The sequence below is a fragment of the Streptomyces sp. NPDC058877 genome, assembly GCF_042742855.1.
Classification (GTDB): domain Bacteria; phylum Actinomycetota; class Actinomycetes; order Streptomycetales; family Streptomycetaceae; genus Streptomyces.
Genome location: NZ_JBHYMF010000002.1, coordinates 70164 through 94953, shown reverse-complemented (window position 1 = coordinate 94953; position 24790 = coordinate 70164). Strand labels below are relative to the sequence as shown.

Sequence of the window (24790 nt, the reverse complement as noted above, 5' to 3'; positions counted from 1 at the left end):
GCCCGGCCGCCAGTCCACACGGCCTGATCCGGCCCTCGGGCCCTACGCTGGACACATGCGTACGACGATCGACCGGGGCACGGCCCGGGGCCTGCCCGAGTGGGACCGCTGTGCGGTCATGGGCGTGGTCAACGTGACCCCCGATTCCTTCTCCGACGGCGGCCGGTGGTTCGACACCACGGCCGCCGTCAAGCACGGCCTCGACCTGGTCGCCCAGGGCGCCGACCTCGTCGACGTCGGTGGCGAGTCCACCCGCCCCGGCGCCACCCGGGTGGACGAGGAGGAGGAGCTCCGCCGGGTGGTGCCCGTCGTCCGCGGCCTCGCCGCCGAAGGCGTCACGGTCTCCGTCGACACCATGCGCGCCTCCGTCGCCGCCCGGGCCGTCGCCGCCGGCGCCGTGCTGGTCAACGACGTCAGCGGTGGCCTCGCCGACCCCGCCATGGTCCCCGCCGTGGCCGCCGCCGAGGTCCCCTTCGTCGTCATGCACTGGCGCGGCTTCAGCGCGGACATGAACAGCCTCGCCGTGTACGACGACGTCGTCGGCGAGGTCGTCGCGGAACTCCGCACCCGCCTGGAGGCGGTCATCGACGGCGGGATCGACCCCGAACGGATCGTCATCGACCCCGGCCTCGGCTTCGCCAAGCTGGCCCCCCACGACCTCGCCCTCGTCGCGCACCTCGCCGAACTGCGCGCCCTCGGCCGCCCCCTCCTCGTCGCCGCCTCCCGCAAGCGGTTCCTCGGCCACGTCCTCACCCGCGAGGGCGCCGCCCCGCCCCCCGCCCGCGAGCGCGACGCCGCCACCGCCGCGGTCTCCGCCATCGCCGCCCACGCCGGGGCGTGGGCCGTCCGCGTCCACGAAGTACGGGCCACCGCCGACGCCGTGCGCGTCGCGAGGGCCGTCGAGGGAGCCGCGTGAGCCACCCGGGCGGCACCGAAGGGGCGGCCGACCGGGCGGCCGTCGAAGCCGCCAACACCGCCTTCTACGAGGCCATGGAGACGGGGGACTTCGAAGGCCTCGCAGGGCTGTGGCTCGACGAGGGGGCCGACGGGGCCGCGCCCGTCACCTGCGTCCATCCCGGCTGGCCCGTCCTCACCGGTCGCGGCGAGGTGCTCCGCTCGTACGCCCTGATCATGGCGAACACCGAGTACATCCAGTTCTTCCTCACCGACCTGCGGATCTCGCTGGCCGGCGACACCGCCCTCGTCACCTGCACCGAGAACATCCTCAGCGGCGGTCCCGCCGAGGACGGCGCCGAACTGGGCCCCCTCGTCGGCCAGCTCGTCGTCGCCACCAACGTGTTCCGCCGCACGCCCGAGGGCTGGCGGATCTGGTCCCACCACGCCTCCCCTGTCCTCGCCTCGAACGAGGAGGACGGCCCGGAGACCGGTGCGGAAGGCACCGAACCACCCCTCTGACCCGCCCCCGGACCCCCACGGACAGGTCCTGTCGGTGCCCGCAGGTAGATTCGACAGTGGACACCCGGCCGTCCGCACCCGGCCGCGTGCCCCCCGAACTACGACAGCAGGAGTGATTCGCGTGGATCGTGTCGCGCTGCGCGGCCTCAAGGCCCGAGGCCACCACGGCGTCTTCCCCAAGGAGCGCGAGGAGGGCCAGACCTTCATCGTGGACCTGGTCCTCGGCCTGGACACCCGCCCGGCGGCTGCCGAGGACGACCTTTCGAAGACCGTGCACTACGGCATCGTCGCCGAAGAGGTCGTCGACGTCGTCCAGGGCGAGCCCGTCGACCTGATCGAGACCCTCGCCGAGCGCATCGCCCAGCAGTGCCTGAGCCACGCCGGGGTACAAGAGGTGGAGGTCGTCGTCCACAAGCCGGACGCGCCCATCACCGTGCCCTTCGACGACGTGACCATCACGATCACCCGGAGCCGACGATGAAGCCGACCCAGAGCGACCCCACCGTCCAGCCCGTACCCGCCTCCGTCGTCGCGACCGTCGACGCGGCAGACACGACGCTCTCCAACCCCCGCTGGGCCGTCCTGGCCCTCGGCGCCAACCTCGGCAACCGCCTGGAGACCCTCCAGGGCGCCATCGACGCCCTCGGCGACACCCCCGGCCTCCGGGTGAAGGCCGTCTCCCCCGTCTACGAGACGGAGCCCTGGGGCGTCGAGCCCGGCAGCCAGCCCTCGTACTTCAACGCCGTCGCCCTCGTGAAGACGACGCTGCCCCCCTCCTCCCTGCTGGAGCGGGCCCACGCCGTCGAGGAGGCCTTCCACCGCGTCCGCGAGCAGCGCTGGGGCGCCCGCACCATCGACGTCGACATCGTCGCCTACGCGGACCTGGTCTCCGAGGACCCGGTCCTCACCCTCCCGCACCCGCGTGCGCACCAGCGCGCCTTCGTCCTCGCCCCCTGGCACGACGTGGACCCCGACGCCCAGCTGCCCGGCCTCGGCCCGGTGGTCGACCTGCTCGCCGCCGTCGGCCGGGAGGGCGTCACTCCCCGTGCCGACCTGGAACTCCGTCTGCCCGAGTAGTCGTTACGCTCGTGGCAGACCGCCTCCGCGACCACACGAAGGACACCCGGTGAAACAACTGCGGCTGAAGGTGCTCGCCGGACTGTTCCTCGCGGCGGGCGTCCTCTCCTGGGGCGGCGCCCAGCTGTGGAACGCGGTCGGCACCCTTCCGGGCGTGCCGGTCGCGGCGCCCATCGTCCTCACCGTGATCGCCGTCATCCTGACCGCGACCGCCCTGTCGATCCGCGCCCGTCTCAAGGCCCAGCGGGAGCGCCGCCCCGGGGCCAAGGGCGTCGAACCCCTGATGGCCGCCCGCGCGGTGGTCTTCGGACAGGCGAGCGCGCTGGTCGCCGCCCTCGTCGCCGGCATGTACGGCGGCACGGGCGTCTTCCTCCTCGGCTCCCTGGAGGTCCCGGCCCGTCGCGACCAGGCCATCCATGCGGCCCTCTCGGTCGCGGCGGGCATCGCCGTCATCGCCGCCGCCCTCTTCCTGGAGCGGGTCTGCAAGCTCCCGGAGGACAACGACGGGAACCGGTCCCCGGCCGCCTGAGGGCCGTCAGGCCCCGGCAGGGGAGCCGCCCCCGGTCCGCCGACCGGGTCATGCCGGCCGGGGCCGCTCCCCGTGGCGTCTAGCGGGCCAGTATCAGTGACATGGCCTCGGCGCGCGTCGTGGCGTCCCGAAGCTGACCGCGCACCGCCGAGGTCGTCGTCTTCGCGCCCGGCTTGCGAATGCCGCGGAGCGACATGCACATGTGCTCGGCCTCGATCACGACGATCGCCCCACGGGCCTCAAGGATCTTCATCAGCGAATCGGCGATCTGGGTCGTCAGGCGCTCCTGGACCTGCGGGCGCCGCGCGAAGACGTCGACCAGGCGCGCCAGCTTCGAGAGCCCCGTGATCTTGCCGCTTTCCGCAGGGATGTACCCCACGTGGGCCACCCCGTGGAACGGGAGCAGATGATGCTCGCAGAAGCTGACGAGTTCTATGTCCTTCACGAGGACCATCTCGTCGTGACCAAGATCAAAAGTAGTGGTCAGGACGTCCTCGGGCTCCTGGCGCATGCCCGCCAGCAACTCCCTGTACGCACGCGCAACGCGTGCGGGCGTCTGCTGCAGGCCCTCACGGTCAGGATCCTCGCCGACCGCGATGAGGAGCTCCCGTACGGCGTTCTCGGCGCGCTTCTCGTCGAAGTCGCCGATCGTGCCCTCGCCGTCCAGCGTCACCGGGTCGGTCATCTCTGCCTCGTTCCGTCTGCACTCGGTGCGCGAAGAGCCGCGCCCCCACAGGCTAAAACCTATGGGGGCGCGGCTTCCATTCCGGGGGTGCCGGGGGGTCAGTCCTCCGGGGTGTCCACCGGGGCGATGTCAATGCCCTTGGTGGTGTCCACCGTCGGGGCCGCCGTGCCGTTCGCGCTGTTCGTCAGGGCGAGCTCCTTGGGGGAGAGCACCGGCGGACGCGTGGACGGGGTGCGACGGGCCGAACCGGTCCAGGCGGGTCGGGCCGGGCGCTTGACGATGGGGGCGAAGATCTCGGCGATCTCCTCCTTGCCCAGGGTCTCCTTCTCCAGCAGGGCGAGGACCAGGTTGTCGAGGACGTCGCGGTTCTCGACCAGGATCTCCCAGGCCTCGTTGTGCGCGGTCTCGATGAGCTTCTTGACCTCTTCGTCGACCAGCGCCGCGACCTCTTCCGAGTAGTCGCGCTGGTGGGCCATCTCACGGCCGAGGAAGGGCTCGGTGTTGTCGCCGCCGAACTTGATGGCACCGAGACGCTCGGTCATGCCGTACTGGGTGACCATGGCGCGGGCGGTGGCCGTTGCCTTCTCGATGTCGTTCGCCGCGCCCGTGGTCGGGTCGTGGAAGACGAGCTCCTCGGCCGCCCGGCCGCCCAGCATGTAGGCCAGCTGGTCGAGCATCTCGTTGCGGGTGGTGGAGTACTTGTCCTCGTCCGGCAGGACCATCGTGTAGCCCAGCGCACGACCGCGGGACAGGATGGTGATCTTGTGGACGGGGTCGGAGTTCGGCGAGGCCGCCGCGACCAGGGCGTGGCCGCCCTCGTGGTACGCGGTGATCTTCTTCTCCTTGTCCGACATGATCCGGGTCCGCTTCTGCGGGCCCGCGACCACACGGTCGATCGCCTCGTCCAGCGCCTTGTTGTCGATCAGCTTCTGGTCGCTGCGGGCGGTGAGGAGCGCCGCCTCGTTGAGGACGTTGGAGAGGTCCGCGCCGGTGAAGCCGGGGGTGCGACGGGCGACGGCGCCGAGGTCGACGTCCGGGGCGACCGGCTTGCCCTTCTGGTGGACCTTGAGGATCTCCAGACGGCCCTGCATGTCCGGGCGGTCGACGGCGATCTGCCGGTCGAAGCGACCGGGCCGCAGGAGGGCGGGGTCGAGGATGTCCGGACGGTTCGTGGCCGCGATGAGGATGACCCCACCCTTGACGTCGAAGCCGTCCATCTCGACGAGGAGCTGGTTGAGCGTCTGCTCGCGCTCGTCGTGGCCGCCGCCGAGGCCGGCGCCGCGGTGGCGTCCGACGGCGTCGATCTCGTCGACGAAGACGATCGCCGGAGCATTGGCCTTGGCCTGCTCGAAGAGGTCACGGACACGGGAGGCGCCGACGCCGACGAACATCTCGACGAAGTCGGAGCCGGAGATCGAGTAGAACGGCACGCCGGCCTCGCCGGCCACGGCGCGCGCGAGGAGCGTCTTGCCGGTTCCGGGCGGGCCGTAGAGCAGGACGCCCTTGGGGATCTTGGCGCCGACGGCCTGGAACTTCGCGGGCTCCTGAAGGAATTCCTTGATCTCGTGGAGCTCCTCGACGGCCTCGTCGGAGCCGGCCACGTCGGCGAAGGTCGTCTTCGGCGTGTCCTTGGTGATGAGCTTCGCCTTGGACTTGCCGAACTGCATGACGCGGGAGCCGCCGCCCTGCATCTGGTTCATCAGGAAGAGGAAGACGAGCACGATGAGGACGATGGGCAGGAGGGAGAACAGGATCGAGAGGAGCGGAGACTGCTCCTTGGGGGAGACGGTGTAACCGCCCTCGATCTGTCCGGCCTCGAACTTGTCCTGCAGCTTGTCGGCGAGGTCGGCGCCCTGCGTGCCGATGTAGCTGGCCTGGACCTTGCTGCTCTTGTCGATCTTCTGGCCGTCGATGAGCTCGATCTTGACGGCCTGCTCGTCACCAGTGGTGAGCTGTGCGGATTTGACCTGGTTCTTGTCGATCGCCTGGACGACCTTGCTGGTGTCCACCGTCTTGTAGCCCTCGGACGAGCCGACGACCTGCATCAGCACGACCACGGCGAGGACGGCCAGCACGATCCACATGACCGGCCCACGGAAGTATCGCTTCACGTCCATCCATACGGAGCGAGAACGCTCCGTCCCTCCTGCCCGTAGGAAAATGCTGCTGTAAGAGCTGCTGTGTGAAAAAGCTGTTCTTCGGACGGTACCTCAGCATCGTCGCCCTTGACCGCCTTCCCATGGTTCAACGGAGGGAAGGCGGTGCGGGTTCCCCGTACGGGGGCGGTCTCAGCCGCCGTAGACGTGCGGGGCGAGCGTGCCGACGAACGGAAGGTTCCGGTACTTCTCGGCGTAGTCGAGGCCGTAACCGACGACGAACTCGTTGGGGATGTCGAAGCCGATCCACTTGACGTCGATGGCGACCTTCGCGGCCTCCGGCTTGCGCAGAAGGGTGCACACCTCCAGGGAGGCGGGCTCGCGCGAACCGAGGTTCGAGAGCAGCCAGGACAGGGTCAGACCGGAGTCGATGATGTCCTCGACGATCAGGACGTGCTTGCCCTTGATGTCGGTGTCCAGGTCCTTGAGGATCCGGACGACGCCCGAGGACTGGGTGCCGGCGCCGTAGGACGAGACGGCCATCCAGTCCATGGTGACGGGGGTGGAAAGGGCGCGAGCCAGATCCGCCATCACCATCACGGCGCCCTTGAGGACTCCGACGATGAGCAGGTCCTTGCCCGCGTATTCCGCATCGATCTTCGCGGCCAGCTCTGCCAGCTTGGCGTCGATCTCTTCCTTGGTGATGAGCACCGACTGGAGGTCGGTGCCCATGTCCTTCTCGTTCACCCGGGTCACTTTCGTTGCAGCGTGCGTCAGCCTTGCCGGATGACCAGTCTGCCACCCTGCCGGCGTGCTTCGACGCGGCCGGGCAGGTTGATGGCGCCTTGGCCGCGCCATCCGGTGATGAGCCGGTCGACTTCTTCGATGTGTCGGGCGAAGAGAGATCCGGCGGGGGCGCCCTCGGCGATGACGGCGCGACGCAGGACGCGGCGGCGTACGGCGGGGGGCAGCCCGAAGAGCTTGGCGCATTCGAGGGCGCCCGCGGCGTCGCGTACGGCGGTCTCGGCGTCGGCGGCCCAGGTGTCGAGGGCGTCGGCGTCGTCCCGGGAGAGCTGGGCCGTTCGGGCGAGGGCTTCGACGACCCCCTTGCCGAGGGCCTTCTCGAGGGCGGGGAGTCCCTCGTGGCGCAGCCGCGAGCGGGTGTAGGCGGGATCGCTGTTGTGCGGATCGTCCCAGACCGCGAGTTCCTGCGCGATGCACGCCTTGCGGACGGTCTGGCGGTCGAGCTGCAGGAAGGGGCGCCGGTACCGGCGGGCGGCGCCGGAGACGGCGGCCATGCCGGAGAGGGAGCGGATGCCGGAGCCGCGGGCGAGGCCGAGGAGCACCGTCTCCGCTTGGTCGTCACGGGTGTGACCGAGCAGGACGGCGGCGGCGCCGTGGCGCTCCGCGGCGGCGTCGAGGGCTGCGTAGCGGGCGTCGCGGGCGGCTGCCTCGGGGCCGACCCGTCGCCCGCCTCCCGCGTAGGAGGCGCCGTGGGCCGCCGCCGTGGACTCGTGGCCGACGGTGACGGTGACGGCTTCGGCCGGGGTGAGGCCGAGGGCGGTCATGCGTCCGGCGACCTCGACGGCACGGACGTCGGAGCCGTCCTGGAGGCCGTGGTCGACGGTGATGCCGCCGGCGCGCACGGGAAGTTTGCGGGCCTCGAAGGCGAGGGCGGAGGCGAGCGCCATGGAATCGGCGCCTCCGGAGCAGGCGACGAGCACCAGGGGGGTGTGCTCGGCATCCGTGGTGGCGTGTTCGGTGATGACGTCGTGGAGTACGCGGCGGACCGCCAGGCGTATCGCCGCGACCGCAGGATGGGGACCCATGTCCGGTGCCCTTCGTGATGGGGTGGGGTGCCTCGGTCGGAGTCTTAACGGTCGGAAAGGGGGGTTTGGTCACTCAGAGTGCGTCGATGGTGACAGAAACCCGGCCGTTACCCGAGCATTGCACGCCTCACCCCATGGTCAGGGTCCCTCAGATGGGTGATTGGCGGGATGTTCCGCGGTGCTTCCGTTCCGTGCGTCGCGCCCGCCTCAGGAGTCTGCCCTGCGGTGCACCCGCGCGATCCAATCGGCGGGGGCCGCGATCTCCGCCTTGGTGGGGAGCGTATTGGGCGAGGTCCACACCCGGTTGAAGCCGTCCATGCCGACCTGGTCGACGACGGCCCGGACGAAGCGCTCGCCGTCGCGGTACTGGCGGAGCTTGGCGTCGAGGCCGAGGAGCCGGCGCAGGGCGAGGTCGAGGCGGGAGGCTCCGCGGGCACGGCGGGCCTGGAACTTCTCGCGGATCTCGGCGACGGAGGGCACCACCTCGGGCCCCACGCCGTCCATGACGTAGTCGGCGTGGCCTTCGAGGAGGGACATGACGGCGGTGAGCCGGCCGAGGACCTCGCGCTGTTCGGGGGTCTGGACGAGCTCGACGAAGGACGGGGAGGGCTCCCCCCGCTCCCCCTCGGGACGCCCCCCGGCGAGGGCCTGGGCGGCCTCGCGGAGGCGCTCGACGACGGTGCCGGGGTCGACGTCGGTGGCGGCGAGGAACGACTGGATCTCGCCCTGCAGGTGATCGCGGAGCCAGGGGACGGCGGTGAACTGGGTGCGGTGGGTCTCCTCGTGGAGGCAGACCCAGAGCCGGAAGTCGTGGGGGGAGACGTCGAGCTCGCGCTCGACGTGGACGATGTTGGGGGCGACGAGGAGCAGCCGGCCGCCGCCGTCCGGTCCGGCGGGGAGTTCGCGGGTGGCGGGGGCGAAGGTCTCGTACTGCCCGAGGATGCGGGAGGCGAGGAAGGACAGCAGCATGCCGAGCTCGACGCCGGTGACCTTGCCGCCGACGGCTCCGAGGACGGCGCTGCCGGGGTTGCCGGCGCGGCGCTCCTGCATCTTGCCGAGGAGCGGGGTGAGGAGCTCCCGGAATCCGGCGACGTTGGCCCGGATCCAGCCGGCGCGGTCGACGACGAGGACGGGGGCGTCGTGGGGTTCGGCACCCTCGGGGATCATCCGGGTGTAGGCGCGGACGTGCTCTTCGGACGCCTTGGCGTGTCTACGGAGTTCGGCGACGACCTCGCGGGCCTCGTCGCGGCTGACCTCGGGACCGGGACGCGCGAGGCGGGTCGCGGTCGCCACCGCGAGGTTCCAGTCGACCATCCCGGACGTGCCTGCACCACCGATGCTCGTCATGCGTCAACCGTACGGGCTCCACGCCTCTTCGGTGAGGGTTCGGTGCGGGTCGGAACCGGTCCCGCCGGAATGGCCGGGGGACCCGGCCGGCCGGGATCAGCCCCGGTCGGCCAGGGCTGCGGCCAGCCGGTCGAGGGCGGGCTGCGCCTCGTACGGGGAGCGGGTGCGACCGGCGAGGAACGCGAAGGCGAGGAGGCGGCCGTCCGCGGTGACGACGGTCCCGGCGAGCGTGTTGACGCCGGTGAGCGTGCCGGTCTTGGCGCGGACCAGTCCGGCACCCGCGGCGGCGGGAGCGCTGTCGAAGCGACCGGCGAGGGTGCCGGTGAAGCCCCCGACGGGCAGCCCGGTGAGGAGCGGGCGCAGGGTGGGGCTTGCGGGGTCGGCCGCCCGGGTGAGGAGGGCGGTGAGGAGGGCGGCCGAGACGCGGTCGCGGCGGTCGAGCCCGCTGCCGTCGGCGAAGCGGGCGCCGACGACGGGGAGGCCGAGTCCGGCGAGCTCGTCGTGGACGGCCTTCTCGCCCCCCGCGAAGCTCGCGGGCTGCTTGCGGGCGAGGGCGGTCTGCCGGGCAAGGGCCTCCGCGAGGTCGTTGTCGCTGTTCGTGAGGGTGCGCTCGACCAGGTCGGCGAGGGGGGCGGAGAACGTGCGGGCGAGAGGGGGCCGGGCCGGGGTGCGGCCGGGAGCGGGGGCGCCGGCGACCTCGACGCCGGCGGCGGTGAGGAGCTCGGCGAAGGCGGCGGCGGTGTCGCCCGCGGGGTCGACGGCGCGGGGGGCGGGGCCCTTGTGGCTGTCGTCGAGGCGCCCTTCGCGGGTCATGAGGGCGACGACGGGGGCGATGTTCTCGTTGGGACCGATGGGGTGGCGGACGGGCCCCCGATAGAGGCTCGTGTCGTAGGCGAGGCGTACCGAGGTGTGGCCGCGGGCCTTGAGGGCGCGGGCGGTATCGGCGGCGAGGGCCTTCAGTCGGGCCGGATCGAGGGTGGGATCACCACCGCCGGTGAGGGTGACGGTCCGGCCGTCGGGGGCGGCGGTGACGGTGGTGGCGATGCGGTGGTCGGGGCCGAGGGCGGAGAGCACGGCGGTGACGGTGGCGATCTTGATGGTGGAGGCGGGGGTCATGGGGGTTCCCGCGCCTTCCCCGTACACCTGCCTGCCGGTGGCGGTGTCGACGACGGAGGCGGTGCGGAGCGGGCCGAGGCCGGGGTCGGCGAGGAGCGGGACGAGGGCGGCGGCGAGGTCGGGGGTGCGGCCGGCGGGGGCCGGGGCGTGCAGGGCGGCGAGGACGCCGGGGGCGCTGGGGGCGGGTGCGGGACGGCGCGGGGCGGCGGCGGCCGGGGGCGGGGGCGGGGCGTGACGCGTGCCACCCGCCACGGGGGCGGCGGCGCGGGCCCGCTCGGCCGTACGCTGGCCCCCGTCCCATGGTCCGGCAGCGGTCACCGCCGCGACGGCCAGGGCGAGACCGAGGGCAGCGGAGCCCGTCGCGAGCTGCCACGTTCTCGGCTCCGGCATTGCTGACCAGCCCCTTTCGCGATCACACACGTGCGTGAGGGACACTTAATCACCGCGCGTCGTCGCGAGCATTCACTTGTGTTGATTCAGGAGGAGCCACCCGTGGAGTTCGACGTCACCATCGAGATCCCCAAGGGATCGCGTAACAAGTACGAGGTCGACCACGAGACCGGCCGTATCCGTCTGGACCGTCGTCTCTTCACCTCGACGGCCTACCCGACCGACTACGGCTTCGTCGAGAACACCCTCGGCGAGGACGGCGACCCGCTGGACGCGCTCGTGATCCTCGACGAGCCGACCTTCCCGGGCTGCCTCATCAAGTGCCGCGCCATCGGCATGTTCCGCATGACGGACGAGGCCGGCGGCGACGACAAGCTGCTGTGCGTGCCGGCGACGGACCCGCGCATGGAGCACCTGCGGGACATCCACCACGTGGCGGAGTTCGACCGCCTGGAGATCCAGCACTTCTTCGAGGTCTACAAGGACCTGGAGCCGGGCAAGTCGGTCGAGGGCGCCGACTGGGTCGGTCGCGCCGAGGCCGAGGCCGAGGTCGAGAAGTCGTACGCGCGCTTCAAGGAGCAGGGCGGCCACTGAGCCCCGGCTTCCGTGATCGCGTGAAAGGCGGTGCGCCCCTCGGGGTGCACCGCCTTTCGCACGCGACGGCGGCTCCGGTGCGGGACGCCGGTGCCGGCCGCCGGGACCGGCACGGGCTCCGGGCGACGGTCCTCCCGTCGGGAAACTCAACGGTGCGGGTCATGGGATTCCCCCTCTCGGGTAGGCGGGGCCGCAGGAGTCCACACTGGAATCCACGATTCTGAGGTCTGAAGAGTCCCGAGCAGGAGCGGAGAGAGTGGTGGCGGAGCCGGAGGGCGCCGAGCAGGCCCTGGAGGACCGGAAGCCGCAGTCGGACGAGGCGCGGAGCGCCTTCGTGGCGCCGGCCGGGGTGGAGCCGCCCGCGCCGCCCGAGGAGGAGCACGCGACGTCGGAGTTCGCTCTTCCGCCGGGCCTGACGACGGAACCGCTGCACGAGCCGGAGGGTTCGGCGTTCGCCCCTCCGGCCACGTACTCCTCGAAGACCTCCCCGCCCGCGTTCACCCCGGCCGCCGGAATGCCGATGGTGCGGCTCTCCCATGACGCCCCGTGGCAGGACCGGATGCGGACCATGCTGCGGCTCCCGGTCGGCGAGCGGCCGGTGCCGGAGGCGCCCCGCAAGGCGGAGGACGAGCCGGGTCCGTCGGTGCCGCGCGTGCTCGACCTGACGCTGCGCATCGGCGAGCTGCTGCTCGCGGGCGGTGAGGGCGCGGAGGACGTCGAGGCGGCGATGTTCGTGGTCTGCCGCTCGTACGGTCTGGACCGGGTGGAGCCGACGGTCACGTTCACGCTGTTGTCCGTCACCTACCAGCCGTCGCTGGTGGACGACCCGATCACGGCGAACCGGACGGTACGGCGCCGGGGCACGGACTACACGCGGCTCGCGGCGGTCTACCAACTACTCGCGGACCTGAACGCGCGGGCGCACGAGGTGACGCCCGAGGAGGCCTACCGGAGGCTCGCGGAGATCCGGCGCAACCGGCACCCGTACCCGGGCTGGGCCCTCACGGTGGCGGCCGGCGTTCTGGCGGGGGCGGCATCGGTGCTGCTGGGCGGTGGTGTCACGGTCTTCTTCGTGGCGGCACTGGGTGCGGTCCTCGGCGACCGGCTGGCATGGTTGTGCGCGGGGCGCGGGCTGCCGGAGTTCTACCAGTTCCTGGTGGCGGCGATGCCGCCGGCGGCGATGGGGGTGCTGCTGACGCTGCTGCACGCGGGCCTGCGGCCGTCCGCGGTGATCACCGGTGGCCTGTTCGCGCTGATCCCGGGAAGGGCCCTGGTCGCGGCGGTGCAGGACGGTCTGACCGGCTTCTACATCACGGCGTCGGCACGCCTCCTGGAGGTCACGTACTTCTTCGTCGCGATCGTGGTGGGCGTGCTGTCGGTGCTGTACGTGTCGGTGCAGTTCGGCGCCCAGCTGAACCCGGAGGGGCTGCTGCGGGCGGTGGAGCGGCCGGTGACGCAGATCCTGGCGTCGATGGTGTTGTGCGCGACCTTCGCGATCCTGTTGCAGCAGTCACGGGCGACGGTGCTGTTCGCGACGCTGAACGGCGGGGTGGCCTGGGTGGTCTACGCGTCGATCGCGGTGACCGCCGAAGGGTCGACGGTGATGGCGACGGCGGTGGCGGCCGGTCTGGTGGGCCTGTTCGGGCAGTTGGTCGCCCGCTACCGCCACACGTCTTCGCTGCCGTACGTGACGGCGGCGATCGGGCCGCTGCTGCCCGGTTCGGCGACGTACTTCGGAGTCCTCTCGATCGCCCAGAACAGCCTGGACCAGGGCTTCGCCTATCTGGCGAAGGCGGCGGCGATCGCCCTGGCGATCGCGATCGGCGTGAACCTGGGAGGGGAGCTGGCACGCCTCTTCATGCAGGCCCCGGGTGCGGCGGCGGCACGGCGCGCGGCGAAGCGCACCCGGGGTTTCTAGCGCCTTCCGGGCGGTCTACCGCTTGGCGTGCCGCCCGCGGGGGGCCTGCGGATTGGGGGTGCCAGGGGCGTCGTGGTCGCTCTGGGGCGGGTTCTTCCTGCCCTGGGAGCGGGCGCGCAGGATCTCGATGGCGACCGGGATCACGGAGACCAGCACGATGCCGACGAGGATCGCCTCGATGTGCTGGTGAACGAACTCGATCTTGCCGAGGGAGGCGCCGAGCAGGGTCACGCCGGCGCCCCAGAGGACGCCGCCGATGACGTTGAAGATGATGAAGGAGCGGTAGTTCATCCGGCTGACGCCGGCGATGATCGGCGTGAAGGTCCGGACGATGGGGACGAAACGGGCCAGGATCAGCGACTTCGGGCCGTGCTTCTCGAAGAACTCGTGCGCCTTCTCGACGTTCTCCTGCTTGAAGAGCTTGGAGTCGGGGCGCTTGAAGAGGGCCGGGCCGACCTTCCGGCCGAAGAGGTAGCCGACCTGGTCGCCGATGACGGCGGCGGCCACCACCAGGGTGCACACCAGCCAGAGCGGCTGGTCGAGCTTGCCCGTGGTGACAAGCAGGCCGGTGGTGAAGAGCAGCGAATCGCCGGGCAGGAAGAACCCGATGAGGAGGCCGGATTCGGCGAAGACGATGGCCAGGACACCGATCAGACCAAAGGTCTGGATCAGATAGTCCGGGTCCAGCCAGCTCGGTCCGAGGGCAAGCGTGTTCACGGTTCCGGGCTCCTGCGGTCGGTGGGGGCTTGGGGGGCGGCCGGCCCAAGCGTGAGGGGGGCGACGGGCCCCAAGCTATCAACGCGGTCCGAAGGCCCCCAGTTCCACCCGGCCCACACGGGATGCGGAGCGGGGCCGGCGGCCCGAGTCTTGGGTGTCAGGAGGTGCGTGCCGATGGGCATCGACGAATTCGGGGGCGGTCAGGGACCGCAGGCCGACGTGCTGGTGGTGACGACGAACGACGTGCCGGGCTTCGAGGTCCGCCAGGTGATCGGCGAGGTCTTCGGACTCACCGTGCGCTCCCGCCATCTGGGCAGCCAGATCGGTGCGGGCTTGAAGTCGATGGTCGGCGGGGAGCTGAAGGGACTGACGAAGACCCTGGTGCAGACCCGCAACCAGGCGATGCAGCGCCTGGTGGACCAGGCGAAGGCGCGCGGGGCGAACGCCGTGCTGATGTTCCGCTTCGACGTGACGGAGGCGGCGGACGTGGGCACGGAGGTGTGCGCGTACGGCACCGCGGTGGTGATCGCGCCACGGACCTGAGGCTGACGTTCCACTTCGACCCGGCGGAGGCGGCGGACGTGGGCACGGAGGTGTGCGCGTACGGCACCGCGGTGGTGATCGCGCCACGGACCCGAGCCGGTCGACCCCTCCGGCCTGGGCGCGGGCGTCCACCCCTCGGGGACGGGCCCTCGTCGGATTCCCCGGCGGCGGGTGCGGCGCGAGCTGACGCGACGTGAGGCACGTGCACCGACGCGGGCGTTGCTCGGGGCATTGTGGGGCTTTTGCTCACTTATGGTGGGTCGGTGGCCACCGATCAACCCGCGTCTCCCCCGGAGACGCCCGCCCGCACCCTGCTCCCCCAGATCCTGCCCGCCCTCATCGTCGGGGTGGTGGCGGGCCTGCTGTACCTCGGGATCAGCGCCCTCGCCGAGCAGTTCCAGGACGTGCTCTGGGGGGACCTGCCGGACGCGCTCGGCATCGGGAACTACTCCTCGCTCTGGATGATCATCATGCTCACGGCGACGGGCATCGCCGTGGGCCTCGTCGTGTGGAAGGCACCGGGGCACGCGGGCCCCGACCCGGCCTCCGAGGGGCTCGGCGGAGTGCCCCTCGGCCTCGTGGTGGTGCCGGGCCTGCTGGTCGCGAGCACCCTGGCACTGGCCGGCGGTGTCAGCCTCGGCCCCGAGAACCCGATCATCGGCGCCAACATCGCCCTCGTCTACTGGATCGGCCACCGGGCGGCCCCCGCCGTGCCGGCCGCCGCCTGGGTCGGGCTGGCCTCCTCGGCCACCATCGGCGCCCTCTTCGGCACGCCGGTGGCAGCCGCCCTGGTCATCTCCGAGGCCCTGGTCGGACAGCCGGGCCGCGGCTCCCTCTGGGACCGGCTCTTCGCTCCGCTCGTCGCCGCCGGCGCCGGCGCCGCAACCACCCAGCTGCTCGCCGAGCCCACCTTCGACATGGGGCTCCCGGCCCTGAACGACCCCGGCTTCGACGACCTCCTCGCCACCCTGCTGATCGCTTCCGCCGCAGCCGCCTTCGGCCTCGTCTCCTGCTACCTCTTCCCGTACGTCCACGCCGCCTTCCGACGGCTCCGGCACCCCATGCTGATGCTGCCGATCGGCGGTCTGCTCCTCGGTCTGCTCGGGGCGCTCGGCGGACCGCTGACCCTCTTCAAGGGCCTGGACGAGGTCAAGGAGCTCTCCGCCTCGATCGGCAGCTGGTCCTCCGGCGACCTGGCCAAGATGGCGGTCGTGAAGCTCTTCGCCCTCCTCGTCGCCGCCTCCTGCGGCTTCCGGGGCGGCCGGATCTTCCCCGCGGTCTTCGTCGGCGCGGCGTTCGGAGCGCTCGTCCAGGCCCTCGTGCCCGAGGTCCATCCGACCGTGGCCGTCTCCGCGGGCGTCCTCGGCGTGCTGCTCGCCACCACCCGGCAAGGCTGGCTCAGCCTCTTCACCGGCGCCGTCATCGCCGCTTCCCCGCCCATGCTGGCCATGCTCTGCCTGGCCTCGCTACCGGCCTGGCTGATCGTCACCGGCCGTCCGCTGCTCGAACTCGACGAACGGGGCAAGGCGCGGCGCTGAGGCCCCCGTCACCCAGGAGGGTCAGGTGGCGTACGGGTTCTCCTGACCGTCCGCCAGCACCCCCACGAAGGGTTCGCCCTCGCCCGCGAACACGTACGCCCCGCCCTCGATCCGCTCGATCAGGCCGAGCGTCCACTCCTTGCCGGCGTCCGCGGAGCGGACCCACAGGTGCATGATCTCGCCGATGTGACCGAGTCGTTCCGGGCCGCCCTCCGGCACGTAGTGGTCGGTGACCTCCGCCCGCCACGCGTCGAGCGCCCGCACCCGTCGGCGCAACAGCTCCGTGACCTCCGCCCGGGGCAGGTCCACCATGAAGCCGATGGCCGCCGACAACACGTCCACCTGCTGGTCGTACGTGGCCAGGGCCTCGCGGAGCAGCGCGAAGTACTCCTGGGCACCCTGGTCCGTCAGCTCGTACTCGACCCGCGGCGGCCCGCCCGCGGTGCTCGGCGCGACCTCGTGCGGGTGCAGCAGTCCCTGCTTCGCCATCTGCTTCAGGGCGTGGTAGATGGAGCCCGGCTTGGCGCGGGACCACTCGTGCGCGCCCCAGTACTCCAGGTCGCTCCGCACTTGGTAGCCGTGGGCGCGGCCGTGCTGCTTGACCGCGCCCAGGACGAGCAGACGGATCGCCGACATCCCACGTACCTCCGCGTCAATTCCGACCAGAGTACGCGGCGGGGGTCAGCGCCCCTGCTCCTCCGCGATCAGCTCGAAGGACCCCTTGCCGTCCAGCGACTCGCGGATGACGTCGGCGTGGCCGGCGTGCCGCCCCATCTCCTGGACCAGGTGCAGCAGCATCCAGCGCACGGACACCCGCCCGTCCTTCGGGAACCAGGGCGCGGGCGGCAGCGGGAAGGTGTCGTCGAGGTTCGGCACGGAGCGGACGAACGCGTCCGTCTGCTTGGCGACGTCCGTCCAGAACCCGATGACCTCGGGGATCGTCTCGCCGTCGACGAGCCGGAAGCCCTCCTCCCAGGTCCCTTCGGCGCGCTGCCGTTCGTTCGGCTGCTGCTGGGCGAGGCGGAGCCAGTTCAGCTCCACCTCCGCGACGTGCTTGACCAGGCCGGAGAGGCTGAGCTCGCTGGCGCTGGGCCGGCTCGCCGCCTGCTCCTCGGTGAGCCCGAGGAGCGCCCGGCGGAGTGCGGCGCGCTGGGCCTCGATGAAGTTGAGGAACGCGCCGCGCTCGTCGCCGGGGGCCTCAGCGGGGACAAGGGCAACCATGGGGGACCACCTTCCGTGGGCGAGGACTTCGTGTGCTCCGCCCACGGTACGGAGGATCTAGGACGGTTTCCGTCCTAGAAGGGGAAACGGCTCCGGCCGTGCTGGATGGAGATCCACTTCTGGGTGGTGAAGGCCTCCACCATCGCCTCGCCGTTGAGCCGCCCGATGCCCGAGTGCTTCTCGCCGCCGAAGGGCACGATCGGCTCGTCGTGCACGGTGCCGTCGTTGATGTGGATCATGCCGGTGTGGATGCGCCTGGCCATCCGCACGCCCCGCTCGACGTCCCCGGTGTGGACGGCGCCGCTGAGCCCGTAAGGGGTGTCGTTGGCGATCCGCACGGCCTCCTCCTCGCCGTCGAAGGGAACGATCAGCGCGACCGGGCCGAAGATCTCCTGGCCCAGGACGGGGGAGTCGGCGGCAAGGCCGGTGAGCACGGACGGGGAGACCAGGTTGCCCTCGACCTTGCCGTGCAGCAGCGCCGTCGCGCCGGCCGCCACCGTCTGCTCGACGACCGAGGAGACCGCCTCGGCCTGCTGGGAGTTGATGAGCGGACCGATGTGGGTGGCGGGGTCGGCCGGGTCGCCGACGCGCAGGGTCTGCACCTTCGCCACGAACTTCGCGGTGAACTCCTCCTCCAGGGAGCGGTCCACCAGGATGCGGTTGGCGGCCATGCAGACCTGCCCCTGGTGCACGAAGCGGCTGAAGACCGCCGCGTCCACCGCGTAGTCGACGTCGGCGTCGTCGAGGACGATCAGGGCGCTGTTGCCGCCGAGTTCGAGGATGGCCTGCTTGAAGTTCTGTGCGCAGACCGTGGCGACGTGCCGGCCGACCCGGTCGGAGCCGGTGAAGGAGATGACCTTCGGGACCGGGTGGGTCAGGAGCACGTCGCCGATCTCCGCGATGTCGGTGACGACGACGTTCAGCAGACCGGCCGGCAGGCCGGCCTCCTCCAGGACCTTGGCGACCAGCGTGCCGCCGCAGATCGGGGTGTTCTGGTGCGGCTTGAGGACGACGGCGTTGCCGAGCGCCAGGGCGGGCGCGACCGACTTGATCGAGAGCAGGAAGGGGAAGTTGAAGGGGGAGATGACGCCGACGACGCCGACCGGGACCCGGTAGACGCGGTTCTCCTTGCCGTCGACCGGTGAGGGCAGGATGCGGCCCTCGGGGCGCAGCGCCAACTGGATCGCCTCGCGCAGGAACTCCTTGGCGAGGTGCAGCTCGAAGGCCGCCTTCAGCCGGGTGCCACCGAGCTCGGCGATGATCGTCTCGGCGAGCTCCTCCTCGCGGTCCTCGACGATCCGCAGCGCGCGCTCGAAGACGAGCCGGCGCGTGTAGGGATTGGTCTCGGCCCACGCGGCCTGGGCGCGCTCGGCGGCCCGGTAGGCACGGTCGACCTCGTCGGCGGTGGCGATGGTGATCGAAGCCAGCTTCTCCCCGCTGTACGGGTTGAAGTCGATGATGTCCCACGAACCGCTGCCGGGCTTCCACTCACCGTCGATGTACTGATGAGCCAGGTCGGTGAAGTGCGACATGGTTGAGACCCCTCTACCCGCTACCGGCAGTGCGACTGATGTTGCGTCATCGTACTGATGTATCAGGAGAGTTGGAGGAGTCCCCGAAGAAGGTCACGACTTTCGGCCGGATCCGGACCGTACTCCTGGAGCTTCTCCATCACCTGCCGGTACTGGGCGACCTCCTCGCGCTTGTCGAGGTAGAGGGCACCGGTGAGCTGTTCGAGGTAGACGATGTCGGAGAGGTCGGACTCGGGGAAGCTCAGCATCGTGAAGGCCCCGCTCTCGCCGGCGTGACCGCCGAAGCTGAACGGCATGACCTGGAGCGTCACGCCGGGGTGCTCGGAGATCTCGATGAGGTGCCTCAACTGCCCCTGCATGACGGACCGGTCACCGTAGGGGCGGCGCAGTGCGGCCTCGTCCAGGACGGCGTGGAGCCGGGGGGCCTGTTCGGAGACGAGCACCTTCTGGCGCTCCAGGCGCAGCGCGACCCGACGGTCGATCTCGGCGGGCGTGGCGTTCGGCATGCCCCGGGAGACGACGGCCTGGGCGTACGCCTCGGTCTGCAACAGGCCGTGCACGAACTGCACTTCGTAGACGCGGATGAGGGAGGCGGCACCCTCCAGACCGATGTACGTCTGGAACCAGCCGGGCAGGACGTCACCGAAGCTGTGCCACCAGCCGGCCAGGTTGGCCTCGCGGGCGAGCCCGAGGAGCGCACTGCGCTCGGCCTCGTCCCCCACCCCGTAGAGGGTGAGCAGATCCTCGATGTCCCTGGTCTTGAAGCTCACCCGTCCCAACTCCATGCGGCTGATCTTGGATTCGGACGCGCGGATGGAGTAGCCGGCTGCCTCGCGGGTGATCCCGCGCGACTCGCGCAACCGCCTCAGCTGGGAGCCCAGCAGGATGCGTCGCACCACACTCCCGCTCGCTCCGCTCGATTCGCCTGCGGCCACGGCTCCCAGCCTCCCCTTTACGGTGTCGAGCCCCCGTCGAGCCCCGGATTCTGCCACCAAACGCTTCAGCGCGTACACATTCGATTACGGAAAGACGACGACTTCCGGGCATCCGCGGGCACAGTGCATGCAGTTCGCGGGAAGTTCCCCTCATCGTGTGGACGACTTATGCATAGATTCGGCACGTGGACGGACAGGTCCGGCGCGTGCACGTGCATCTGCCCTTGCATCCAGTGCGCGCATTGGGAACCATGGAGCCCGCGCAGCCGCGTACTCGTTCGTGTTGTCGTGTTGTCGCACCACAGTCGCGATTCCCGGGAGTGCCTCGCATGGGGACGAATGGATCGACCGTGCTCGAGCCTTTACGGCAGGGCCTTCCGCCGATCGACCCCGGCGCCGTCTCCACCTCTGCCTCCTGCGCCCTGCCCGCGCGGTACGAAGCCGTCCGCGGGGCACGGAAGTTCACCAGCACCACGCTCGACCGCTGGGACCTCACGGAGCGCTTCGACGACGTCGCCCTGGTCGTCTCCGAACTCGTCACCAATGCGCTGCGCCACGCGGTACCCGCCGATGCGCCACAGGAACAAGGCCAGAACCCACCGGTCAGACTGCATTTGATGCGCTGGGCCTCGCGCCTGGTGTGCGCCGTGCGCGACCCGAGTCGGGAAAGCCCGGAGACGCGCTCCGGCGGGGAGGACTTCGCCGCCGAGTCGGGACGGGGCCTGTTCCTGGTGGACTCGTTCAGCGACAGCTGGGGCTGGCACCCGCTCGCCGGGACACTCCAGGGCAAGGTGGTGTGGGCTCTGTTCCGGATCGGACCGGAGTAGCCGCACAGAACGCAGGAAGGGCCCCGGTGTGCTTGGGTTCTAACGGTCCTCGCAACACCCGCGATCAGTGGGAGTTACGAGGACCGTGGCCGTTGGGCGCGATGATCTTGCGGGGTTGAGGGAGCGTTTCCTTGCGCGGCTGGATGTCGTGGGGAACGTGACCGTGGTGGCACGTGAGCTGGGGGTGAACCGGAACACTGCCTTCGGCTGGGCTCGGAAGGCCGGACGAAGCTCGGTGCGGCTGCCGCGGCGGCATCCGGGGCGTGACGAGTACGAGCGGCTTCGGGCCGCTGGTGTCGCACGCCGGGTGGCGGCCCGGCAGGTCGGCGTGAACGAGCGCACGGCCAAGGACTGGGACTGGGGTGTCAAGAAGAGCGGCACCACGCGCACCTACGCCGACGGCCGCCGTGTCGACTACACCACCGGGACCGTCACGATGGGCGGTGTGACCACAGCACCGGTGGGCCTGCAAGCCCTGGAAAAGCAGCTGCATCCGCGGTATCTGACACTGGCCGAGCGCGAGAAGATCCGCGATCTGCGCGCGGCGGGCAAGTCGCTGCGGGCGATCGGGCGGGTCCTGGGACGGCCGGCGAGCACGGTCAAGCGGGAGATCGACGCGAACTCCGGCAGCGAGGGCTACCAGCCCTACGCCGCCCACCGCGCCGCGGCAGCACGCAGGCCCCGGCCCAAGGACCGCAAGCTGCTGCGGGAGGGACGGCTGCGCAGCTTCGTGAAGGACGGATTGCGCCAGCGGTGGTCGCCGGAGCAGATCTGCCACGCTCTACGCAGAGAACATCCCGACGACGAGAGCATGCGGGTGAGCGTGGAGACGGTCTACCAGGCGCTGTATTTCCAGGCCCGTGGCGGCCTGAAACGAGAGGTGCAGGCAGCCATCCGGTCCGGCCGGACCCGCCGCAAACCCCGCCGGAACCCCCAGCGGCGCACCCCGCGGTTCATCGACCCGATGGTGATGATCAGTGACCGTCCCGCCGACGTCGAGGACCGGGCGGTGCCCGGGCACTGGGAAGGCGACCTGATCATCGGCGCGGGCGGCCGCTCCGCGATCGCCACCCTGGTCGAACGCAGCACCCGCTACACCATGCTGGTCCACCTGCCCGGCGGAGCCCACGACGCCGAGACCGTCCGCGACGGGCTCACCGCCACGATCCAGACCCTGCCCGCCCACCTGCGCGGCTCCCTCACCTGGGACCAGGGCAGCGAGATGGCACGCCACAAGCAGTTCAGCATGGCCACCGGCATGTCCGTCTACTTCTGCGACCCCGCCTCGCCCTGGCAACGCGGCTCGAACGAGAACACGAACGGACTGCTCAGGCAGTACTTTCCAAAGGGCACCGACTTGAGCGTCCACAGCCCCGAAGACCTCGAACACGTCGCCCAGGAACTCAACGGCCGCCCACGCAAGACGCTCGGCTGGGATACCCCAGCCGAGCGTCTACGTGATCTACTCACCACCTGAAACCAAGTGGTGTTGCGACGACCCCTTGAACCCAAGGTGCACGCCGGGGCCCTTCTCGTGCACCGTGGGCGCGCACCCTCCGCACTCACACCAGGTGGTCGAACTCCCCGTCCTTGACGCCCAGCAACATCGCCTCTATCTCTGCGACCGTGTAGACGAGCGCCGGCCCTTCGGGGTGGCGCGAGTTGCGCACGGCGACGCCTCCCCCCGGAAGTTTGGCGAACTCCACGCAGGATCCCTGGGAATTGCTGTGCCTGCTCTTCTGCCACACGACACCCCGCAGCTCCGTGGCTGCCATGCCGTTGTACGCGTGATGCGCATGATGCACTGGTAGCTCCCCGAGTTACTTGCTGTAGGTGTCAACTTCCTCGGATCATAGCTGTGTTCACATGCCGATGCATGGGCAGATGCACGTGCACGAGGGGTGGCGTAGTGGCTACGCGACTCAGCGTGCTACCAGCGAGTACGTCGGGACCGAGGCGTCCGGACCGCCCTTGACGCCCTGCCCGCCCGTGCGCTGCCGCCGGCCGCTCGCCCTGGTCACCCTACGGCTCCCGGTCTCCGCCCGGAGCGGGGAACCTCCGGAGCGGGCCCGTGCCCCGTGGTCGACGCGCACGGGGCCGGCCGGGCCCGACGGACGGGGACGCCGCCCCGCGGAACCACGGGTCAGACCTCCAGGAAGGCGTCGAAGGCGGAGTCGAACCGCCCCCAGGACGCACGGCCCCCGGCGTACTCGGCATCGGTCAGCAGACAGGAGCCGAGCACCTCGGAGAGTCCCTCGCGGTCCAGGCCGGGCGAGGTGAAGACCAGGTGCTGGCCGCGGTCACCGTGCTCCGGGTGCCAGTCGAGGGCCACGGCGGCCCTCCGCAGCGGCGGAACCATCTCCCAGGCGGCGTCCGGCAGCGAGGCCAGCCAGGGCCCTGCGCTCTCGACGCGCAGCGCGCCGCCGGCCGCGTCCCAGGCCAGCAGGGTGTCCGGCCGGTCGGCCAGGTAGAAGCGGCCCCGGCTGCGGACGGCGGCGCAGGCGAGGTCCTCCAGGGCGGCGTAGAGCCGTCCCGGGTGGAAGGGCCGGTGGTGGCGCCAGACGTGGGTGGCGACGCCGTGCCCGTCCGCCTCCTGCGGGAGCCGCGCACAGGCCGGGTGTTGGGCAGCCGCCGCGGCCTCCGGGTCGAATCCGGCGAGGGCCGCGCGGGCGAGGGCCGCACCGTCCTCGACGGACACGCGCAGGGCGGTGGGATGGAGCTGGTCCAGCAGGGCGCGGTCCTCCTCGTCGACCTCGGGACCGCCGGCGACGGCCAGCACGGGTGCGTACTCCAGTTGACGCGCCCAGGCATCGGCGACGGTGCGGCGGTCGGTGGCCGCAGCGGCGAGCCCGACGTCGGCGAGGTCGTCCCCGTTGCCCAGGTACGGCAGGAGGAGGGCGGGGTCGACGGCCGTGATGACGGCACCGATCCGGAAGCCGGCGGCTGCGACGACCTCGGCCATCGCCTTGGGCTCGACGGAGTCCCAGAGCTCGACGACGGCGAGCCGGGCGGGCCCGGAGTCACGGAGCCGTTCGAGCTCGGGGACCAGGTCCTCGCGCAGGGCGCAGCAGGCGCAGTCGTTGACGAGCGGGGTCTCGCCCGTGGCCAGCACGCCGGTGGCGTCCCGGACGGTGCGGACGACGACCGCGGTCCGCGGGGCCGCCGCCAGGTCGTGGTGGAGCGCCACACCACCGGGAACAGCGGCCAGCAGCCGGTCCACGGCGGTGCGGCGGACGTCGGAGTGCAGGCCCCCGACGAGCGCGACGGAGAACATCAGTGCGCCCCGCGCCGTCCGTAGCGCTTCTCGAAGCGTTCCACGCGGCCCGCGGTGTCCAGGACGCGTGCGGTGCCGGTGAAGAAGGGGTGGCTCGCCGACGAGATCTCGACGTCGACGACGGGGTACGTCCTGCCGTCCTCCCACACCACGGCCTTCGCCCCGGCGTCCGTGGAGCCGGCGAGCGTGGAACGGGTCAGGAAGGCGGAGCCGCCGGCCTTGTCGCGGAAGACGACGGGCCCGTAGGCGGGGTGGATGCCGGGCTTCACGGTGGTTCAGCGCTCCTCTCGGAAGTCGACGTGGCGCCCGACGACCGGGTCGAACTTGCGCAGGGCGAGGCGGTCGGGGTCGTTGCGGCGGTTCTTGCGGGTGACGTAGGTGAAGCCGGTGCCTGCGGTGGACCGGAGCTTGATGACCGGGCGGAGTTCGTTGCGTGCCATGCCGTGTAGAGTAAATGAAAATGAATCCCATTGCCAATAACTCTGGGGATCCCCCGACGAGAGGTAGGCCACCCTTGTCCGCCCGCTGCCAACTGACCGGAACGGAACCTGGATTCGGCAACCGGATCTCGCACTCCCACCGGCGCACCCCGCGCCGCTTCGACCCGAACGTCCAGAACAAGCGCTACTGGCTGCCCGGCGAACGCCGACACGTGCGGCTGACGCTCAGCGCCCGAGCGATCAAGACCGTCGACGCGATCGGCATCGAAGCCACCGTGGCCCGGATCCGGGCACGCGGGGGAAGGGTCTGATGGCCAGGCGCAGCCAAATCGCCCGCGACGAACGGCGGCGGGCGGTCGTCGCGCGGTACGCCGAGCGGCGGGCCGCACTGAAGGGGATCGTCCGGCGGCCCGCCACCCCGCCGGCCGCCCGCGAGGCAGCGGCACGGGAGCTGGCCCGCCAGCCCCGGGACGCGAGCGCGACCCGGGTGCGCAACCGGGACTCCGTCGACGGCCGCCCCCGGGGCCATCTGCGGAAGTTCGGCCTCTCCCGGACACGGGTGCGCCAGCAGGCGCACGCGGGCTTCCTGCCGGGACTGCGGAAGGCCTCCTGGTGACCGGAGCGGCTCCCCGGGCGCGTGACGGGAACGCTTCCCCGGGCGCGTGACGGCAACGACTCCCCCGGCCCTCCTGACGGGAACGCTTCCCCGGCCGCACCGCCCGGCGGGGTCGGGGCTGGCGCGGGGACGCGGCCGGAGCGGGGACGC

At 71.3% G+C, this 24790-nt stretch carries 28 protein-coding genes; 13 read left to right on the top strand and 15 right to left on the bottom strand.

The window, feature by feature from the left end; all coding sequences use genetic code 11:
* The first annotated feature begins 55 nt into the window (after positions 1-55).
* From folP to ACFW2Y_RS01095, 5 genes are all read left to right on the top strand, one after another.
* Positions 56-916 (top strand): dihydropteroate synthase, encoded by an 861-nt coding sequence (gene folP / locus ACFW2Y_RS01115; RefSeq protein WP_384871642.1) that lies wholly within the window; start codon positions 56-58, stop codon positions 914-916.
* A complete protein-coding gene (locus ACFW2Y_RS01110) occupies positions 913-1416 on the top strand; it encodes a nuclear transport factor 2 family protein (protein ID WP_384871639.1) in 504 nt (167 codons plus the stop codon). The genes folP and ACFW2Y_RS01110 overlap by 4 nt, the downstream gene beginning before the upstream one ends.
* Positions 1417-1537: 121 nt before the next feature.
* Complete coding sequence (gene folB / locus ACFW2Y_RS01105; protein ID WP_351177449.1) at positions 1538-1897, top strand: dihydroneopterin aldolase; 360 nt, start codon at positions 1538-1540, stop codon at positions 1895-1897.
* On the top strand, positions 1894-2493 hold the full coding sequence (gene folK, locus ACFW2Y_RS01100) for a 2-amino-4-hydroxy-6-hydroxymethyldihydropteridine diphosphokinase (RefSeq protein WP_384871635.1): 600 nt from the start codon (positions 1894-1896) through the stop codon (positions 2491-2493). The genes folB and folK overlap by 4 nt, the downstream gene beginning before the upstream one ends.
* 49 nt (positions 2494-2542) lie before the next feature.
* Positions 2543-3022, top strand: coding sequence for a DUF3180 domain-containing protein (locus tag ACFW2Y_RS01095; protein ID WP_384871632.1), 480 nt, complete (start codon positions 2543-2545; stop codon positions 3020-3022).
* A 79-nt stretch (positions 3023-3101) separates the two neighbouring features.
* Here the strand turns inward: ACFW2Y_RS01095 and folE are convergent, their stop codons facing one another.
* From folE to dacB, 6 genes are all read right to left on the bottom strand, one after another.
* The gene (folE, locus tag ACFW2Y_RS01090; protein WP_366036849.1) at positions 3102-3707 is read right to left on the bottom strand and encodes a GTP cyclohydrolase I FolE; all 606 of its coding nucleotides are present in this window, start codon (positions 3705-3707) and stop codon (positions 3102-3104) included.
* A 98-nt stretch (positions 3708-3805) separates the two neighbouring features.
* Complete coding sequence (gene ftsH / locus ACFW2Y_RS01085; RefSeq protein ID WP_384871628.1) at positions 3806-5824, bottom strand: ATP-dependent zinc metalloprotease FtsH; 2019 nt, start codon at positions 5822-5824, stop codon at positions 3806-3808.
* A gap of 171 nt (positions 5825-5995) precedes the next feature.
* On the bottom strand, positions 5996-6535 hold the full coding sequence (hpt, locus tag ACFW2Y_RS01080) for a hypoxanthine phosphoribosyltransferase (RefSeq protein ID WP_030219931.1): 540 nt from the start codon (positions 6533-6535) through the stop codon (positions 5996-5998).
* Positions 6536-6576: 41 nt separating this feature from the next.
* On the bottom strand, positions 6577-7632 hold the full coding sequence (gene tilS / locus ACFW2Y_RS01075) for a tRNA lysidine(34) synthetase TilS (protein WP_384871625.1): 1056 nt from the start codon (positions 7630-7632) through the stop codon (positions 6577-6579).
* A gap of 207 nt (positions 7633-7839) precedes the next feature.
* A complete protein-coding gene (locus ACFW2Y_RS01070; RefSeq protein WP_384871622.1) occupies positions 7840-8979 on the bottom strand; it encodes a zinc-dependent metalloprotease in 1140 nt (379 codons plus the stop codon).
* A 96-nt stretch (positions 8980-9075) separates the two neighbouring features.
* Positions 9076-10485 (bottom strand): D-alanyl-D-alanine carboxypeptidase/D-alanyl-D-alanine-endopeptidase, encoded by a 1410-nt coding sequence (gene dacB, locus ACFW2Y_RS01065; protein WP_384871619.1) that lies wholly within the window; start codon positions 10483-10485, stop codon positions 9076-9078.
* Positions 10486-10587: 102 nt separating this feature from the next.
* Here dacB and ACFW2Y_RS01060 point away from each other — a divergent pair, with 102 nt between their 5' ends.
* Both ACFW2Y_RS01060 and ACFW2Y_RS01055 read left to right on the top strand, forming a co-directional pair.
* Positions 10588-11079: an inorganic diphosphatase gene (locus tag ACFW2Y_RS01060; protein ID WP_384871616.1), complete on the top strand. Its 492-nt coding sequence runs from the start codon at positions 10588-10590 to the stop codon at positions 11077-11079.
* Positions 11080-11335: 256 nt separating this feature from the next.
* Entirely contained in the window at positions 11336-12997 is a 1662-nt protein-coding gene (locus ACFW2Y_RS01055) for a threonine/serine exporter ThrE family protein (protein ID WP_384871614.1), read from the top strand.
* Positions 12998-13012: 15 nt separating this feature from the next.
* On the opposite strand, the gene ACFW2Y_RS01050 is transcribed toward ACFW2Y_RS01055, so the two are convergent.
* Positions 13013-13714, bottom strand: a complete 702-nt coding sequence (locus ACFW2Y_RS01050; RefSeq protein WP_384871610.1) for a DedA family protein — start codon at positions 13712-13714, stop codon at positions 13013-13015.
* Between the two features lie 174 nt (positions 13715-13888).
* Between ACFW2Y_RS01050 and ACFW2Y_RS01045 the strand changes: the two genes are divergently transcribed.
* A complete protein-coding gene (locus ACFW2Y_RS01045) occupies positions 13889-14257 on the top strand; it encodes a YbjQ family protein (RefSeq protein WP_384871607.1) in 369 nt (122 codons plus the stop codon).
* Between the two features lie 263 nt (positions 14258-14520).
* Positions 14521-15795 (top strand): ion channel protein, encoded by a 1275-nt coding sequence (locus tag ACFW2Y_RS01040; RefSeq protein ID WP_384871605.1) that lies wholly within the window; start codon positions 14521-14523, stop codon positions 15793-15795.
* A gap of 21 nt (positions 15796-15816) precedes the next feature.
* Here the strand turns inward: ACFW2Y_RS01040 and ACFW2Y_RS01035 are convergent, their stop codons facing one another.
* The 4 genes from ACFW2Y_RS01035 to ACFW2Y_RS01020 all read right to left on the bottom strand — a co-directional run bounded on the left by ACFW2Y_RS01035 (position 15817) and on the right by ACFW2Y_RS01020 (position 19483).
* On the bottom strand, positions 15817-16431 hold the full coding sequence (locus ACFW2Y_RS01035; RefSeq protein WP_384871602.1) for a PadR family transcriptional regulator: 615 nt from the start codon (positions 16429-16431) through the stop codon (positions 15817-15819).
* A gap of 45 nt (positions 16432-16476) precedes the next feature.
* Entirely contained in the window at positions 16477-17016 is a 540-nt protein-coding gene (locus ACFW2Y_RS01030; protein WP_384871599.1) for a DinB family protein, read from the bottom strand.
* 74 nt (positions 17017-17090) lie between these two features.
* On the bottom strand, positions 17091-18548 hold the full coding sequence (locus ACFW2Y_RS01025; RefSeq protein ID WP_384871596.1) for an aldehyde dehydrogenase family protein: 1458 nt from the start codon (positions 18546-18548) through the stop codon (positions 17091-17093).
* Positions 18549-18610: 62 nt separating this feature from the next.
* On the bottom strand, positions 18611-19483 hold the full coding sequence (locus tag ACFW2Y_RS01020) for a helix-turn-helix domain-containing protein (protein WP_384871594.1): 873 nt from the start codon (positions 19481-19483) through the stop codon (positions 18611-18613).
* Between the two features lie 329 nt (positions 19484-19812).
* Between ACFW2Y_RS01020 and ACFW2Y_RS01015 the strand changes: the two genes are divergently transcribed.
* On the top strand, positions 19813-20310 hold the full coding sequence (locus ACFW2Y_RS01015; protein ID WP_384871591.1) for an ATP-binding protein: 498 nt from the start codon (positions 19813-19815) through the stop codon (positions 20308-20310).
* A gap of 436 nt (positions 20311-20746) precedes the next feature.
* Positions 20747-21787, top strand: a complete 1041-nt coding sequence (locus ACFW2Y_RS01010) for an IS30 family transposase (protein WP_384871713.1) — start codon at positions 20747-20749, stop codon at positions 21785-21787.
* Positions 21788-21872: 85 nt separating this feature from the next.
* Here ACFW2Y_RS01010 and ACFW2Y_RS01005 read toward each other — a convergent pair whose 3' ends face one another.
* The 4 genes from ACFW2Y_RS01005 to rpmG all read right to left on the bottom strand — a co-directional run bounded on the left by ACFW2Y_RS01005 (position 21873) and on the right by rpmG (position 24024).
* Positions 21873-22085, bottom strand: coding sequence for a DUF397 domain-containing protein (locus tag ACFW2Y_RS01005; RefSeq protein WP_384871710.1), 213 nt, complete (start codon positions 22083-22085; stop codon positions 21873-21875).
* A gap of 368 nt (positions 22086-22453) precedes the next feature.
* Positions 22454-23584: a CobW family GTP-binding protein gene (locus ACFW2Y_RS01000; RefSeq protein ID WP_384871588.1), complete on the bottom strand. Its 1131-nt coding sequence runs from the start codon at positions 23582-23584 to the stop codon at positions 22454-22456.
* The gene (locus ACFW2Y_RS00995) at positions 23584-23853 is read right to left on the bottom strand and encodes a type B 50S ribosomal protein L31 (RefSeq protein WP_384871585.1); all 270 of its coding nucleotides are present in this window, start codon (positions 23851-23853) and stop codon (positions 23584-23586) included. Before ACFW2Y_RS00995 ends, ACFW2Y_RS01000 begins: the two co-directional genes overlap by 1 nt.
* A gap of 6 nt (positions 23854-23859) precedes the next feature.
* Positions 23860-24024 (bottom strand): 50S ribosomal protein L33, encoded by a 165-nt coding sequence (rpmG, locus tag ACFW2Y_RS00990; RefSeq protein ID WP_384871582.1) that lies wholly within the window; start codon positions 24022-24024, stop codon positions 23860-23862.
* 74 nt (positions 24025-24098) lie between these two features.
* Between rpmG and rpmB the strand changes: the two genes are divergently transcribed.
* Positions 24099-24335: a 50S ribosomal protein L28 gene (rpmB, locus tag ACFW2Y_RS00985; RefSeq protein ID WP_384871580.1), complete on the top strand. Its 237-nt coding sequence runs from the start codon at positions 24099-24101 to the stop codon at positions 24333-24335.
* Entirely contained in the window at positions 24335-24640 is a 306-nt protein-coding gene (rpsN, locus tag ACFW2Y_RS00980; RefSeq protein WP_384871577.1) for a 30S ribosomal protein S14, read from the top strand. The genes rpmB and rpsN overlap by 1 nt, the downstream gene beginning before the upstream one ends.
* The last annotated feature ends 150 nt before the right edge of the window (positions 24641-24790 follow it).

Excerpts from the sequence above, each read along its gene's own strand:
- ACFW2Y_RS01010 (WP_384871713.1), top strand. The coding sequence starts at position 20,747 with ATGGGCGGTGTGACCACAGCACCGGTGGGCCTGCAAGCCCTGGAAAAG.
- dacB (WP_384871619.1), bottom strand. The coding sequence starts at position 10,485 with ATGCCGGAGCCGAGAACGTGGCAGCTCGCGACGGGCTCCGCTGCCCTC.
- ACFW2Y_RS01070 (WP_384871622.1), bottom strand. The coding sequence starts at position 8,979 with ATGACGAGCATCGGTGGTGCAGGCACGTCCGGGATGGTCGACTGGAAC.
- ACFW2Y_RS01025 (WP_384871596.1), bottom strand. The coding sequence starts at position 18,548 with ATGTCGCACTTCACCGACCTGGCTCATCAGTACATCGACGGTGAGTGG.
- rpmG (WP_384871582.1), bottom strand. The coding sequence starts at position 24,024 with ATGGCACGCAACGAACTCCGCCCGGTCATCAAGCTCCGGTCCACCGCA.
- rpsN (WP_384871577.1), top strand. The coding sequence starts at position 24,335 with ATGGCCAGGCGCAGCCAAATCGCCCGCGACGAACGGCGGCGGGCGGTC.
- ACFW2Y_RS01005 (WP_384871710.1), bottom strand. The coding sequence starts at position 22,085 with ATGGCAGCCACGGAGCTGCGGGGTGTCGTGTGGCAGAAGAGCAGGCAC.
- folE (WP_366036849.1), bottom strand. The coding sequence starts at position 3,707 with ATGACCGACCCGGTGACGCTGGACGGCGAGGGCACGATCGGCGACTTC.
- tilS (WP_384871625.1), bottom strand. The coding sequence starts at position 7,632 with ATGGGTCCCCATCCTGCGGTCGCGGCGATACGCCTGGCGGTCCGCCGC.
- ACFW2Y_RS01000 (WP_384871588.1), bottom strand. The coding sequence starts at position 23,584 with ATGTTCTCCGTCGCGCTCGTCGGGGGCCTGCACTCCGACGTCCGCCGC.
- folP (WP_384871642.1), top strand. The coding sequence starts at position 56 with ATGCGTACGACGATCGACCGGGGCACGGCCCGGGGCCTGCCCGAGTGG.
- ACFW2Y_RS01030 (WP_384871599.1), bottom strand. The coding sequence starts at position 17,016 with ATGGTTGCCCTTGTCCCCGCTGAGGCCCCCGGCGACGAGCGCGGCGCG.
- folK (WP_384871635.1), top strand. The coding sequence starts at position 1,894 with ATGAAGCCGACCCAGAGCGACCCCACCGTCCAGCCCGTACCCGCCTCC.
- ACFW2Y_RS01035 (WP_384871602.1), bottom strand. The coding sequence starts at position 16,431 with ATGTCGGCGATCCGTCTGCTCGTCCTGGGCGCGGTCAAGCAGCACGGC.
- ftsH (WP_384871628.1), bottom strand. The coding sequence starts at position 5,824 with ATGGACGTGAAGCGATACTTCCGTGGGCCGGTCATGTGGATCGTGCTG.
- ACFW2Y_RS01045 (WP_384871607.1), top strand. The coding sequence starts at position 13,889 with ATGGGCATCGACGAATTCGGGGGCGGTCAGGGACCGCAGGCCGACGTG.
- ACFW2Y_RS01015 (WP_384871591.1), top strand. The coding sequence starts at position 19,813 with ATGGGGACGAATGGATCGACCGTGCTCGAGCCTTTACGGCAGGGCCTT.
- hpt (WP_030219931.1), bottom strand. The coding sequence starts at position 6,535 with ATGGGCACCGACCTCCAGTCGGTGCTCATCACCAAGGAAGAGATCGAC.